The sequence below is a fragment of the Streptomyces sp. NPDC006365 genome, from assembly GCF_042870755.1.
Taxonomy (GTDB): Bacteria; Actinomycetota; Actinomycetes; order Streptomycetales; family Streptomycetaceae; genus Streptomyces; species Streptomyces xiangluensis.
The window spans coordinates 851,219-864,215 of the sequence record NZ_JBIAHS010000002.1; the positions used below are offsets into that span (position 1 = coordinate 851,219).

Consider the following 12,997-nt stretch of genomic DNA (forward strand, 5'->3'; position numbering starts at 1 on the left):
AAGTGCTCTCCTTCACTGGGGTGTTGAGGGGGTGACGAGGGCGGCAGAGACATTGCCGGCGGCGGTCGCGGTGACGACGATCTGCGGTGCGGTGGGCTGTAGCACCGCTTCGGCGACGGCCTGGAGGGGGCGCAGGGATCCGGCGCCGGCGGGCTCCGTGGGGGCGCCGAGTGCGGCTTCGACGGCTCGGGCGACCGGGGAACCGTCACTTGTCAGGCGGACTCGGGCCCCGGCCCCGTACGAGAGCCCCTCGAACAGCACGCCCAGTGGCGCCCGTACGTCCTGCGGAACATCGGCCCCGCCCGGTGGTATGAAGACCGAGCGCACCTCGACCCGACCCAGTGCCTCGCGGCCCCTGGCCCGTACCGTCGGTGCCGGCTCGATGACCAGGGCGAGCGCACCTTCCTCGGCCGCACCTCGGACGGTCACCGCCGCCTTGTCCGACTCCGGTGGCACGGCTTCGGTCGCCCCGGCCAGCAGCCAGTCCGCCCTGCCCGATCTCAGCGCGCGCAGTCCCGCCTGGAGCGCCTCAAGGCCGGCCGTCCGCGGCGTGTGCACGGCCAGGCTGAAGCCCTTGAGCGCGTGCTCCATCGCGATCCGGCTCGCTATGAGGTTCGGCGAGAAGTACGGGACGGCGGTCGGTGAGAGGAGGCGGGCCTCGCCGGCGACCGTGGCCTGGTCGATCTCCGCGTGCACGCCGGCCACGGCATGGTTGGTGCCGACCGACACCGCGCGCCGCTCCTCGGGGACGGTGAGCAGCGCGTCACCGATGCCCTCCTGGCCCAGCGCCCGCTTGACCGCGGCCAGCAGATACTGCGCGGACGGCGGCAGATGGCGATAGCCGCGGCCGAGTTCGGCCCGCTGGTCGAACCAGCCGGAGAGACCGGGCCCCGGCGGGGTGACGGTGTCGACGGCCGATATGACGAAGTCCTGGGTCATGAGGATGCTCCGGTCAGGGCCAGGGAGATGTTGTTGCCGCCGAAGGCGTACGCGTTCACCAGCGCGACTCCGGCACGCAGTTCGGTGGCCTCGCTGGGCAGGTGCACCGGGCATGCGGGATCCATCGCGGCCGTCGCCGGATTGCCGGGCACCGAGCCGCGGTGGAAGCACAGGGCCGCGAGGACCGCGCCCAACACCCCGGCGCCGCCCGCCAGATGGCCGACGACCGCTTTGAGGTTGTGCAGCACAATCGCGCCGAGCCGCGCACCGAAGACCGCGCCCATCGCGGCGGCCTCGGTGCTGTCGTTGAGTCTGGTCCCGGTCGCGTGCGGCACGATCAGCGTGACGTCGTCGGGCCCGGCCCCGGCCTCCTCGAGAGCCGCCCGCATCGCACGGCCCGCCTGGGCCCCGGTGGGGTCGGGCGCGGTGGGATGGGCGGCGTCGCAGCTCCAGCCGGTGCCCGCGAGCCTCGCGTACATCCGGGCGCCGCGCGCCCTCGCATGGGCTGCGGACTCCAGTACGACGGCACCCGCGCCTTCGCCGAGCACCACGCCGGCCCGGTCCCGGGCGAAGGGCCGCGGCCGGTCGGGCGCGAGCGCGCCCATCTGGTTGAAGGCGGCCACGGTCACCCGCGAGTAGGCCTCGGCCCCGCCCGCGACCACCACATCGGCCTCGCCCGCGCGGATCATCTCCGCGCCCATCGCGATGGCGTATCCGCTGCCCGCACACGCGTTGCTCAGATTGACCGCCCCGGCCCCGGCGCCGATACGGGCGGCGAGAGCCGAGGCCAGCACGAACGGCGGCGAGGCGTCCGCCACCGTCGGCACCTGCCCCGCCCGGGCCAGTTCGACCTGCCGGGCATCGCCGACGCTCGACCCCATCACCACGGCGATACGGGCCCCGGGCACGGAACCGAGCCCGGCATCGGCGCATGCCTCAAGACCGGCGTCCACGGTGTAACGGGTCGCGGGCGCCGTGTCCGAGGCCGGACCGGGCACCAGGTAGTACAGCGGCAGCGGAACCTTCAGATCCGGGTCGGGCACCCGGTCGGCGACGGCGGTGGCGCCGGCCCGTACCCCAGCCCAGAACGTCTCCACGCCCCGGCCCAGCCGGCAGACCACACCAAGGCCGGTTATGGCGATCTCAGTCACCGTGAACAACTCCCCGTCTACACGAATCCCGTGTTTCCGGGAGGACATTAGGCCGGGGAATCCCTCGGAACTCAGAACCGGCAGGAACCTGAAACGCCCTGGTACAGAACGCCGGGCACGCCCTGCAGGAAGCTGTCAAGACCCCCGGTGGAACTCGGAGTTGCCCCTACGTTTCCTTCCGTCCGCAGAGCCCTGGACCAGGAAAAGGAACGGGCAATTCACATGCCATTCACGTCACTTACGGAAAAGCTGACCGCACTCACCGGCACGACCACCGACACCGAGGTGCGCCCCCGCTACGAGGGCAACAACATCAACACCTGGATCGGCTTCAAGCACGTCAACTACATGGTCGAGGAGGCCGTACTCGCGCATTTCCGCGCCGCGGGACTGCCCTCGCGCACCCTGTTCCAGGAGTACGGCCTCGGCCTGGAGCTCGCCGAACTGGACACCCGTATCCTCAACGCCTTCCACCTGGACGAGACGGCCACCGCCACGGTCCGCCCCACCGGCGACGGCACCTCGCTGTCCTTCGCGGTCTTCCTCTCCAAGGACGGGAAGAACAAGGACGTCACCGCCAAGGTGCGGGTCGTCCTTCGTCGTGAGCGCTATGTCGACCCCGCCGATTCCGTCCCTTCCGAGCTGGCCCCGTACGCCGTCGAGCGGATCGCGACCGCCGCGCCGGTGCGCGACGCCGAACTCGTCCCGAGCGCCGATCTCGGCCTGACCGCGACCCACCGGACCGACCCGCTGCTCAAGGAACTCGTCGAGGGCGGCAACGCCATCGCCTGGCGCTGGCGGATCTCCTACCCGTACTGCCACAACAACGAGCGCCTGCAGATGTCCGGCTATCTGCGGCTGATGGAGGAGGCCAAGGACCGCTTCGTCGCCCATCGCGGCATCTCCATCAAGACCCTCCTCGACGAGCGCAAGTGGATCCCCGTGGTACCGCGCTCCTCGATCCGCTTCCTGGACGAGGCGCTGATGGAGGAGGAGCTGCACATCGTCTTCACCGTCGAGGAAGTCTTCAAGGACCTCACCTACACCTCGCGGATGGACTGCTACGTCATCCGCGACGGCAAGCTCGTTCCCACCGCCACCGGCACCATCGTGCACGGTTACGCGGTGTTCTCCGACCGCAAGGACTGGGCCCTCGTCCCCTTCGACGAGCACGTCCTGACGGCCCTCCGGGGCGAGTGACCCCGTGCCCGGCTTCGTGCTGATCGAGTCGTCCGGTCCCGCCTCCGGCCCGGCCGGCGCCCGGTTCCTCGACGACGCGGCGACCCTGGCGCGGTCCGGCCACCCCGTCCGGCTGGTGCTGGTCCAGGAGGGCGTCACCGCCGCGCTGCCCGGAGCGCGGCCCGGACTGACCGAGTTCCTGTCGTACGGGGCCGAACTGTGGGTCGACCGGTACTCGCTGACCCAGCGCGGTCTCAAGGCGGACCAACTGCCCGGGCAGGCCCGGCTGATCGGGATGGACGAGGTGGCGGGCGAGCTGCTGGCCCCCGGCACCAGGGTGGTGTGGCACTGATGTCGCGCACCCCGCAGACGGACGTACTGCTCGTCGTGATGGGCCCTCCGCACACCGGGGAGCTGATCACCTCGGTGTTCAGGCTGCTCCAGGCGCTCCTGGAACGCGGCGCGAGCGTCCAGGTCTGGGCCTGCGGCTACAGCACCATGCTCAGCCAGGAGGCGCTCGGCGAGACCAAGCCGGCCAATCTGCTCGACCGCTATACGCAGTACCCGACCACCGTCGTACTGATCCGGGAACTCCTGGACGCCTTCCCCGGCCGGCTGCACTGGTTCGGCTGCCGGGCCTGCAGCGAGCACCGGGGCGCCACCGGGCACATCCCCGAGGTGCGCATGCGGGCGCCGCACACCTTCGGCGGCCATGTCCACGCCGCCACCAAGACGCTGTTCATGGGGGTGGCCTGATGGCCTCACTGGCGATCGTGGAGCGCGCCTACCGGGGAGCGGTCGAGGTCGCCTACTTCGACGCGCTCTTCCTCGGTATCGAGATCCACCGGCAGCTCGGCCTCGACCTGTTACTGCGCGGCGACGCCGTGACGTACGCGGTGGACGCCCCGGCGCCCGAACCGCTCCTGGTGGGCAAGCGCCCGGTGGACACCCTCGACGCGCCGCGCGCCGATCTGCTGAGGCTGCGCGATCTGGGCGTCGGGATCCGGGTGGAGAGCGAGGATCTCGCGGCCCTGGGGCTCGGTGCGGCCTGCCTGATCGACGGGGCCGAGTGCGTGGCGGCGGGCGAGCTCGCGGCCCGCTGGCCCGACTACGACCGGATCTTCTTCCTGTAACCGCGCACGTCAACGCCCCATGAACACAGAGCCATTTCGAGAGGGAGAACAGACGGTGACCGAAGTCGTCATCACCGGTCTGGGCGCCCTGTGCCACCTCGGCGCGGGGGTGGACAGCTTCTGGCAAGGGCTGCTCGACCCCACCGCGCCGGTCGCGGCCCAGGCCCCGGATCCCCTGGCCCACGTCCCCATCAGGGACTTCTACTTCCTGCCCGAGGGCGCCCTGCCCCCGGAGCCGGACACTGTCGACGGCTTCGCGGTCGGCGACGCCACCCGGGCGGCACTGAGCGTCGCCCGCGAAGCGGTGGCCGACGCCGGCCTCGACGTGCTCGCCGACGGCCGTACCGCCGTCGTGATGGGGACCTCCATCGCCGACGCGTACGTCATCGAGCAGTGGCGCGGCAGCAAGAGCTTCCCGGCGGACGACACCTGGACGCCGGTGTTCTCCACCGCGTCCGTCGTCGCCCGCCATCTCGGCACGGACGGCGCCGCCTGCACGCTGAGCAACGCCTGCTCGGGCAGCGGCTATTCGATGGCCATCGGCGCGGACATGATCCGCGCGGACGAGGCCGACGCCGTCGTGGTCGGCGGCTTCGAGACCTACTCCCGGGTCGCGCACGCCGCCTTCAACCAGGTCGGCGCGCTCGATCCGGTCAGCTGCCGGCCCTTCGACGCGACCCGCGGCGGCACCGTGCTCGGCGAGGGCGCGGGCGCGGTCGTCCTGGAACGCGCCGAGACCGCGCGGGCCCGCGGCGCCCGGGTGTACGCGACGCTGACCGGCACCGGGTGGAGCTGCGAGGCGTACCACGCGACCGGACTCGACCCGGACGGCACACAGATCGTACGGGCGATGCGGGACGCGCTGGCCGAGGCGGACACCACCCCCGACGACGTCGACTTCGTCGTCCCGCACGCCACCGGCACCAAGCTCAACGACCTCGTCGAAACCCAGGCCATGTACGAGATCTTCGGCGAGCGGACCCGCCAACTGCCGCTCTACAGCCTGAAGGCGCTGATCGGGCACACCGGCGGAGCGTCCGGCGGCCTGGGCACGGTAGCCGCCGCGCTCTTCCTGCACCACGGCTTCCTCGCGCCGAACCTGCCGGTCGCCACGCCCGACCCGGACTGCCCGGTACATGTCCCTGTCTCCTCCGCCACTCCGGCCGGCCGGACCGCGATGGTCAACTCCTATGCCTTCGGCGGCAACAACATGTCCCTTCTACTGCGGGGTGAACCGCGATGACCGCTGACGCTGATCTGGTGGTGACCGGCATCGGCGTGGTCACCGAGACCGCCCTGGACTCCGAGGGGAAGCGCACCAAGGGCTGGTTCGACCATCGCGCCGAGCTCGGCCGCGGCTACAAGTACCTGCCCAGGGCCAGCCAGTACCTCCTCGCCGCCACCGCACGGGCACTCACCGACACGGGCTCGGAACTCGCGGACGTTCCCGAGGACCACCGGGCGATCACCGTCGGCACCAACAACGGCATGTCCGAGCTGCAGGGCGAGTTCGACCGCACGGTCATCGAGGGCGACTCGACCCTGCTCAGCCCGGCCACGGTGCCGTACTTCTCGGTGAACCTGGTCGGCTCCCGGGTCGCCATGGAGCACGGCCTCAAGGGCTTCAGCCTCGGCGTGCACAGCCCCCGGGTGGCGGGTCTCGAAGCCGTGCAGCACGGCGTACGGGCACTGCGCGCCGGCCGGGCCCGCTGGCTGCTCACCGGCGCCGCCGAGTCCCCGCTCGACTGGTCCGAGCCCGGCTCCGCCGGCAGCGAGGACGGGGCCGTGGCCCTCGTCGTCGAGCGAGCCGAGGAGGTCGCGGCACGCGGCGGCCGGGCCCATGGCCGGGTGCAAGTGCGCAGCTTCCTGCTGCCGCCGCAGATGGCGGACTCGCCCCGGGGCCAGGAGCAGGCCGAGCGGCTGCTCGCCGCCGCCTTCGCGGCCCTCGGTCTGAGCCGCGGGCGCCCCCAGGTGTGGCTGATCGGCGGAGACGACGCCGTCACCCGCACGGTCGAGGCCGCGCTGGGCGAGGGAGTGATCAGGGCCTCGGCCGGTGCCGGCTGCCTGGGGCCGGCCGTGCAGGTCGCGGCCCTGTTGCGGGAGGCCTTCGTCGAGCAGCTGGTGATCGGGGCCGCCGCACAGGGCAATGTCTCGGTCGCCCATGTGGTGCCCGGCTCGCGGTGACCGCGGAACGTGTCACCGCCATCAACCACCCATCGTACGAAAGGAGTTGAGCCCACCATGTCCGTGGCATCCGCCACCCCCCTGAACCGCACCGTCCAGACCCTCGAGCGCCGTCCCACCGGGGCCATCACCCGGCTGACCGTGGGCGCGGACGAGCAGGTCTTCCGCGGCCACTACCCCGACTTCCCGATCTTCCCCGGGGTCTGCCTGGTCGAGACCGTCCACCACTCGGCCCTGGCGAACCCGCCTGCCGAGGAGGGGCAGCCGGTACTCACCGCCGTGGAGTCGGTGCGCTTCCTCAGCCCCGTCTTCCCCGACGACGAGGTGATCGTCGAACTGGAGTGGAAGCTCAAGGCCGGTGCCTGGAAGGCACACGCGGCCCTGTCCACCTCCCGGGGCAAAACCGCCCAGGTCCGCCTCGGCTATGAACTGCGGGAGGCATCGTGACCAGCACTGCACGAGGCATCGTGATCGGCATCGACCGGCTCAAGGAGACGCTGCCGCACCGCTATCCGATGCTGCTCGTCGACCGGGTCACCACCGTCGAACCGGGGGTGAGCCTCACCGCGGTCAAGGCGATCACCGCGAACGAGCCCTGGTACGCGCAGCTCCCCGACGACGCCACCGAGGAGGACCACGCCTATCCGGTCGCCCTCCTTGTGGAGTCCTGGTGCCAGGCCGCCGGGGTGCTCACCCTCTGGGAGCAGGTCGGCCCCGAGGAACTGACGGACCTGGTCATGCTCTTCGGCTCGATCAGCGGCATCCAGGTCCACGGCCGGGCGCTCCCGGGGAGTCTGGTCGAGCACCGGGTGCGCCATGTCCGCAGCGTCGGCACGACGCTGATCTTCGAAGGCGAGAGCCTCCTGGACGGTGCGCCGCTGCTGACCGTCGGCTCGATCGTCATCACCATGCGTCCGGGCGGCGAACTGGCCGCGGACGGGGAGAACACCACCGAAGGAGAGCTGACCCATGTCTGAACAGACCGCCAAGGTGGCCCTGGTCACCGGAGGCTCCCGGGGCATCGGCCGCGCCTGTGTGCTGCGCCTCGCCCAGGACGGTTACGACGTCGCCTTCTGCTACTCCTCGCAGTCCGCGGCGGCCGACGAGGTACGCAAGGAGGCATCCCGCCACGGCACCCGGATCCTCGCCGTGCAGGCCGACGTGGCGTCCGCGGATTCGGTACGCGATCTCGTCAAGCAGGTCGACGAGCAGCTCAACCCCATTGACGTACTGGTCACTTCGGCCGGGATCGTACGGGACAACCCGCTGCTCCTGATGACCGACGAGCAGTGGAACGAGGTCGTCGACGTCAATCTCACCGGCACCTACAACGTGTGCCGCGCCGTTGTCTTCGACATGCTCAAGCGCCGCTCCGGCTCCATCGTCACGCTGTCCTCGGTGGCGGGCGTCTACGGCATCGCCTCGCAGACGAACTACGCAGCCACCAAGGCCGGGATCATCGGCTTCACCAAGTCGCTGTCCAAGGAGGTCGGGCGGTACGGGATCCGGGTCAACGCCGTCGCGCCCGGCTTCATCGAGACGGACATGGTGTCGGGGCTCGACCCGCAGTACTCGAAGCAGATGGTCTCGGGCGTGCCGCTCGGCCGGATGGGCACCGCCGACGAAGTCGCCGATCTGGTCTCGTATCTGTCCTCGGACCAGGCCGCGTACATCACAGGTTCCGTGGTCCAGATCGACGGTGGGATCGTCCTGTGACGCCCGTGATCCGCACCGTGATCCCGGCGGCCCTGACCGTCGCGCTGATGGTGATCGGCGGACTCCACCTGATCTGGGCGTTCTCGCCCTGGCCGCTGGACGACAAGGTGTCCTTCACCAGGACGGTCGTCGGCAGTGACAGCGGAGAGATGCCCCCGCCGGCGCTGTCCGCCCTCGTCGGTCTCGCGCTGATCGCGGGCGCCGCGCTCATCCTGATGGTCAACGAGACCCTCCCCGCCATCGGCCCCGGCTGGCTGCGCACACTGGGCGTCTACGGCCTGGCCCTGGTCCTGCTCGGCCGGGGCCTCGGCGGCTTCCTGCTCAACTCGGGCGCCACCAGCGAATTCCAGCGCTGGAACAACGCGCTGTACTCACCGCTGTGCGTGGCCCTCGGCCTGCTCGGCGGGGCGGTCGCCATTGCCGCGAGCAAGCGCTGAGCAGCACCTCGCCGGCGGGGGCGAACCTCCCGCGCCCCCTCCGGTTGTGGGAAACACCACGTTAATTCTCGAACCATCCCCATCAGAGAACTTCGGAGCTCGGCGCGATCGCCGCGCGGGTCGCATCAAAGCAAGCCCTTTCATCAAGGTCCGGGGTGGTGTCTCCAACGATTCCGGCCAAGTTGACGAGCCCTCACATTTCCGTCAGGCAAATAGTTCAACCCTCACTGAAATGAAGTGCGTTGACTGTCTACTTTGCGCCACTGTACTGTTGGGTACGACTGAAGTTGTAATCATTGCTTTACGTCGGGTCAGCAGTAGGGATTGAGCGATAGGGGCCTTGGTCGAGGCCCCGGTCGCCGTTCCGTGCCACGGGGGTGGACGCAAAGTGTCTAATCAAACGGAATTCACGCCACATTCCAGTGGCGAGGCGGAAATCGCGCTTCTGGAGATACGCTCACTCATCGATTCGGTCTTCCCGAAGAATCAACTCACCTCGGCGGAAAGCGGCTCGCTGCTCACCACCACCGATGATGCCCATACGGCACTTCGGGCGTTGGCCGATCAGCTGGGCCGGGCCGAGCGCCGCGTGGACGTCGTGCTGCCCTCGGACCGTTCCGGGGCCGGACTGCCGACCTTCGTACTCTCCCGGGCACCGAAGAGCGTGCCCGGCGGTGTCCGCATCCGCATGCTCGGATCCCAGTCCACAGCCGAGCAGTTCGGGCTGCTCGATCTCAAACGACGGCGGCACGACCTGGAAATCCGGATCACCGACGCACTGTTGCACGGAGCCGTCATCATCGACGGACGCACCGTATTGACGCGACACGTGAAGGAAGGCACCTCGCACGCCGCGCACGTGCGCGCACCGGCCGTGGTCCAGGCCTTCAACGCACTGTTCGCCGGTGCTTGGAAACGTGCGGTTCCGCTGTCACTGGACCGAATTCGCCACGAGTTCCCCCAGGAAATCCTCATCTGCCTGCGTGAGGGCTACATCGACGAGGTGGCGGCCCGCGAGCTGTCGATGTCCGTACGGACCTACCGCCGACATGTGGCGGAGATCATGCGCCTCCTCGGTGCAAACTCTCGTTTCCAGGCAGGCGTGTTCGCCGCCGAAGCGGGGCTGCTTCGGAGCGAACGCGGCCAGGAGCAGCAGGCCGGCTGACATTTTCGTGGCTTGAACGCAGCAACATGACATTCAAGTCGGCCACACCCCCCCGGAATTCACGCCTCCTGTCAGTTTCTGGCCATAGCGTCGCCCTGCCTCCTGCCGGCTGCCTAGCGTCCGACGCATGAACCGATTCCCTTGAAAGGGGTGCGCCGTCATGGGAAAGACCGCATTCGTCTTCCCCGGCCAGGGGTCACAGCGGGTGGGCATGGGCCTTCATCTGCTGGAGCAGCGGCCGGACTTGCTGGACACGTACTACCGGACGGCGGACGAGATCCTGGGCGTTCCGCTGTCCCGGCTCTGCCGGGAAGGTCCGGAGGAGAGGCTGCGTGACACGTCCGTCACCCAGCCCGCCGTCTTCCTGACCAGCATCGCCACCCTGGACGTCCTGCGCGAGCAGGGCATCGAGCCCGATCTCGTCGCGGGGCACAGTCTCGGCGAGTACACGGCCCTGGTGAGCGCGGGCGTACTCGACTGGACCGACGCACTGCGTCTGGTGCGCCGCAGGGGCGAGCTCATGGCCGATGTCAACGCCGAGGTGCCCGGCCGGATGGCAGCGGTCATCGGCCTGGATCTGGCCACCGTGGAGGCCCTTTGCGCACGTGCCGCCGCCGAAACCGGCCAGATCGTGGAGGTGGCCAATGACAACGAGCCAGGACAGGCCGTCGTGTCCGGGCAGGACAGCGCGGTGGAACGCGTCTGCGGCGACGCACGGGACGCGGGCGCCGTCAGGGCGGTCGTCCTGGAGGTGGGTGCGCCCTTCCATTCCAGCCTGATGGCCGGAATCGAGAAGGAGTTCGCCGCCGAACTCGCCAGGACCGAGCTGCGCGCTCCGCGGGTGCCGGTGGTCTCGGGGGTCACCGCGGACCTGGTGGCCTCGGCCGATGACATACGTGACTGCCTGCGCCGCCAGCTCGCGGGCCGGGTCCGCTGGACCGGCGCCGTGCGCACGCTGACCGCTGCCGGGGTCGGCAGGTTCGTCGAAGTGGGGCCGGGCAATGTGCTCTCCGGTCTGTGCCGGCGGATCGCGCCCGACGTGCCGGTCAACACGACGAACGACGCACGCAGGCTCGCCAGGACCATCGCACTCGCCGGCCACGAGCTCGCCCGGCCCGGTGCCGCGGCATGAAGGGGGACACGGGGATGCACATCGTCTCGTCGACCGATGAGAGTTCCGCGACCGATGCTCCGGTGCGGGACCTGGGCACCTGGCTGGACGAACTGACCGAGCTCAAGGGCCTGGTCAGGCAGGGCCCCGACCCGGCGGCCACCGAACGCCAGCATGCCAAAGGCAAGCTGACGGCGCATCAGAGGATCGAACTGCTCCTCGACGAGGGCTCGTTCACCGAGATCGAGGCGCTCCGTCGGCACCGGGCGACCGGCTTCGGCATGGAGCAGCGCCGCCCGTACTCCGACGGCGTGATCACCGGCTGGGGCACGGTGCACGGCCGCACGGTCTTCTTGTACGCCCACGACTTCCGGGTGTTCGGAGGTGCACTCGGCGAGGCACACGCCGAGAAGATCCAGAAGGTGATGGACCTCGCCGAGGCCGCGGGTGCCCCGCTGGTCTCGCTGAACGACGGAGCGGGCGCCCGCATCCAGGAGGGTGTCACCGCGCTCGCCGGCTACGGCGGCATCTTCCGCCGCAACACCCGCTGCTCCGGGGTGATCCCGCAGATCAGCGTGATGCTGGGGCCCTGCGCCGGCGGCGCCGCATACTCCCCGGCGCTGACCGACTTCGTCTTCATGGTCCGCGGCACCTCGCAGATGTTCATCACGGGTCCCGATGTGGTGCAGGCGGTCACCGGAGAGCGGGTGAGCCAGGACGAGCTCGGTGGCGCCGACGTCCACGTGGGCACCTCGGGTGTCGCGGCCTTCGCGTACGACGAAGAGGAGCAGTGCCTCGAAGAGGTCCGCTACTTGCTGTCCCTGCTGCCCTCCAACAACCGTGAACTGCCCCCCAGGTCACCGGCGGAGGACTCGCCGATCCGCAGCACCGAGGCGCTCATCGACCTCGTACCCGCCGACCCCAGCCGCTCCTACGACATGCGCAAGGTGATCGAGGAGATCGTCGACGACGGCGAGCACTTCGAGGTCAGCGAGCGCTGGGCGGCCAATGTCATCTGCACGCTGAGCCGCCTCGACGGCCATGTCACCGGCATCGTCGCCAACCAGCCGGGCAGCATGGCCGGGGTCCTCGACATCGAGGCCTCGGAGAAGGCCGCACGCTTCGTCCAGTTCTGCGACGCGTTCAACATCCCCCTCGTCACCCTGGTGGACGTGCCCGGCTTCCTGCCGGGCGTCGGCCAGGAGCACGACGGCATCATCCGACGCGGCGCCAAATTGCTCTACGCCTACTGCAACGCCACGGTCCCCCGCATCTCACTAGTACTGCGGAAGGCATACGGCGGCGCGTACATCGTCATGGACTCACGTTCCATCGGCGCCGATCTGTCACTGGCCTGGCCGTCGAACGAGATCGCGGTGATGGGCGCCGAGGGCGCCGCCAACGTCATCTTCCGCAAGGAGATCGCCGCCGCCGACGACGCGGACGCGGTGCGCGCTCAGAAGATCAAGGAGTACCAGAACGAACTGATGGGCCCTTACTACGCAGCCGAACGCGGCCTCGTGGACGACGTGATCGACCCGGCGGAGACCCGCTCGATCCTCATCCGCTCACTGGAGATGCTCCGCACCAAGCACGCCGATCTGCCGTCGCGCAAGCACGGCAACCCGCCGGTGTGATGGCGATGACGACACATGTTCCCCATTTGACGGTCGTACGAGGAGATCCTGACCCGGAGGATCTCGCGGCACTGATCGGCGTGCTCATCGGCAGCGGCCGGAGCGCGCCGGAACCGGTGGATCCCGGTCCGCTCCGGGCGGGTTGGGACCGCGCGTACGGCGTGGTCTGCCCTCAGGCGGGATCCTGGAGGTCACCCCGATGACGCGTGATCGCGCGTTACGAAAGCCGCCCACGGCCAGGCTCTCGATACGCAAGGTGTTGATCGCCAATCGTGGCGAAATCGCTGTCCGTGTCGCCCGGGCGTGCCGAGACGCCGGTATCGCGAGCGTGGCGGTGTACGCCGA

17 protein-coding genes are annotated in these 12,997 nt (G+C 69.7%); 15 read left to right on the forward strand and 2 right to left on the reverse strand.

From position 1 onward, the window contains the following. Positions 1-12 precede the first annotated feature (12 nt). On the reverse strand, positions 13-939 hold the full coding sequence (locus ACFYO0_RS08920) for a beta-ketoacyl synthase N-terminal-like domain-containing protein (RefSeq protein WP_388672688.1): 927 nt from the start codon (positions 937-939) through the stop codon (positions 13-15). Then, positions 936-2,090: a beta-ketoacyl-[acyl-carrier-protein] synthase family protein gene (locus ACFYO0_RS08925; protein WP_388672690.1), complete on the reverse strand. Its 1,155-nt coding sequence runs from the start codon at positions 2,088-2,090 to the stop codon at positions 936-938. Before ACFYO0_RS08925 ends, ACFYO0_RS08920 begins: the two co-directional genes overlap by 4 nt. Before the next feature lie 222 nt (positions 2,091-2,312). Between ACFYO0_RS08925 and ACFYO0_RS08930 the strand changes: the two genes are divergently transcribed. The 15 genes from ACFYO0_RS08930 to ACFYO0_RS09000 all read left to right on the forward strand — a co-directional run. Next, entirely contained in the window at positions 2,313-3,290 is a 978-nt protein-coding gene (locus ACFYO0_RS08930) for a thioesterase family protein (RefSeq protein WP_388672692.1), read from the forward strand. Between the two features lie 4 nt (positions 3,291-3,294). Next, positions 3,295-3,621: a DsrE family protein gene (locus tag ACFYO0_RS08935; protein ID WP_388672694.1), complete on the forward strand. Its 327-nt coding sequence runs from the start codon at positions 3,295-3,297 to the stop codon at positions 3,619-3,621. Continuing rightward, positions 3,621-4,025, forward strand: a complete 405-nt coding sequence (locus ACFYO0_RS08940) for a hypothetical protein (protein ID WP_388672696.1) — start codon at positions 3,621-3,623, stop codon at positions 4,023-4,025. Before ACFYO0_RS08935 ends, ACFYO0_RS08940 begins: the two co-directional genes overlap by 1 nt. Beyond that, a complete protein-coding gene (locus tag ACFYO0_RS08945; RefSeq protein WP_388672698.1) occupies positions 4,025-4,402 on the forward strand; it encodes a hypothetical protein in 378 nt (125 codons plus the stop codon). The genes ACFYO0_RS08940 and ACFYO0_RS08945 overlap by 1 nt, the downstream gene beginning before the upstream one ends. 55 nt (positions 4,403-4,457) lie before the next feature. Continuing rightward, a complete protein-coding gene (locus ACFYO0_RS08950) occupies positions 4,458-5,645 on the forward strand; it encodes a beta-ketoacyl-[acyl-carrier-protein] synthase family protein (protein WP_388672700.1) in 1,188 nt (395 codons plus the stop codon). Continuing rightward, complete coding sequence (locus ACFYO0_RS08955) at positions 5,642-6,586, forward strand: beta-ketoacyl synthase N-terminal-like domain-containing protein (RefSeq protein WP_388672702.1); 945 nt, start codon at positions 5,642-5,644, stop codon at positions 6,584-6,586. The genes ACFYO0_RS08950 and ACFYO0_RS08955 overlap by 4 nt, the downstream gene beginning before the upstream one ends. Positions 6,587-6,643: 57 nt before the next feature. Beyond that, positions 6,644-7,033, forward strand: a complete 390-nt coding sequence (locus ACFYO0_RS08960; protein ID WP_388672704.1) for a 3-hydroxyacyl-ACP dehydratase FabZ family protein — start codon at positions 6,644-6,646, stop codon at positions 7,031-7,033. Beyond that, on the forward strand, positions 7,030-7,563 hold the full coding sequence (locus ACFYO0_RS08965; RefSeq protein ID WP_388672706.1) for a 3-hydroxyacyl-ACP dehydratase FabZ family protein: 534 nt from the start codon (positions 7,030-7,032) through the stop codon (positions 7,561-7,563). Before ACFYO0_RS08960 ends, ACFYO0_RS08965 begins: the two co-directional genes overlap by 4 nt. Continuing rightward, positions 7,556-8,302, forward strand: a complete 747-nt coding sequence (gene fabG / locus ACFYO0_RS08970; RefSeq protein ID WP_388672708.1) for a 3-oxoacyl-[acyl-carrier-protein] reductase — start codon at positions 7,556-7,558, stop codon at positions 8,300-8,302. The genes ACFYO0_RS08965 and fabG overlap by 8 nt, the downstream gene beginning before the upstream one ends. 5 nt (positions 8,303-8,307) lie before the next feature. After that, the gene (locus ACFYO0_RS08975; protein WP_388672710.1) at positions 8,308-8,739 is read left to right on the forward strand and encodes a DUF3995 domain-containing protein; all 432 of its coding nucleotides are present in this window, start codon (positions 8,308-8,310) and stop codon (positions 8,737-8,739) included. 340 nt (positions 8,740-9,079) lie between these two features. Beyond that, the gene (locus ACFYO0_RS08980) at positions 9,080-9,904 is read left to right on the forward strand and encodes a LuxR family transcriptional regulator (protein WP_388672712.1); all 825 of its coding nucleotides are present in this window, start codon (positions 9,080-9,082) and stop codon (positions 9,902-9,904) included. A 160-nt stretch (positions 9,905-10,064) separates the two neighbouring features. Continuing rightward, positions 10,065-11,036 carry an ACP S-malonyltransferase gene (gene fabD / locus ACFYO0_RS08985; RefSeq protein ID WP_388672714.1) on the forward strand — a complete coding sequence of 324 codons (972 nt, stop codon included), beginning with the start codon at positions 10,065-10,067 and terminating at the stop codon, positions 11,034-11,036. Beyond that, positions 11,033-12,652, forward strand: coding sequence for an acyl-CoA carboxylase subunit beta (locus tag ACFYO0_RS08990; RefSeq protein WP_388672716.1), 1,620 nt, complete (start codon positions 11,033-11,035; stop codon positions 12,650-12,652). The genes fabD and ACFYO0_RS08990 overlap by 4 nt, the downstream gene beginning before the upstream one ends. 5 nt (positions 12,653-12,657) lie before the next feature. Next, positions 12,658-12,855 carry an acyl-CoA carboxylase subunit epsilon gene (locus ACFYO0_RS08995; protein ID WP_388672718.1) on the forward strand — a complete coding sequence of 66 codons (198 nt, stop codon included), beginning with the start codon at positions 12,658-12,660 and terminating at the stop codon, positions 12,853-12,855. A 44-nt stretch (positions 12,856-12,899) separates the two neighbouring features. Beyond that, on the forward strand, positions 12,900-12,997 hold a 98-nt coding region (locus ACFYO0_RS09000; protein WP_279617129.1), incomplete at its 3' end, for a biotin carboxylase N-terminal domain-containing protein.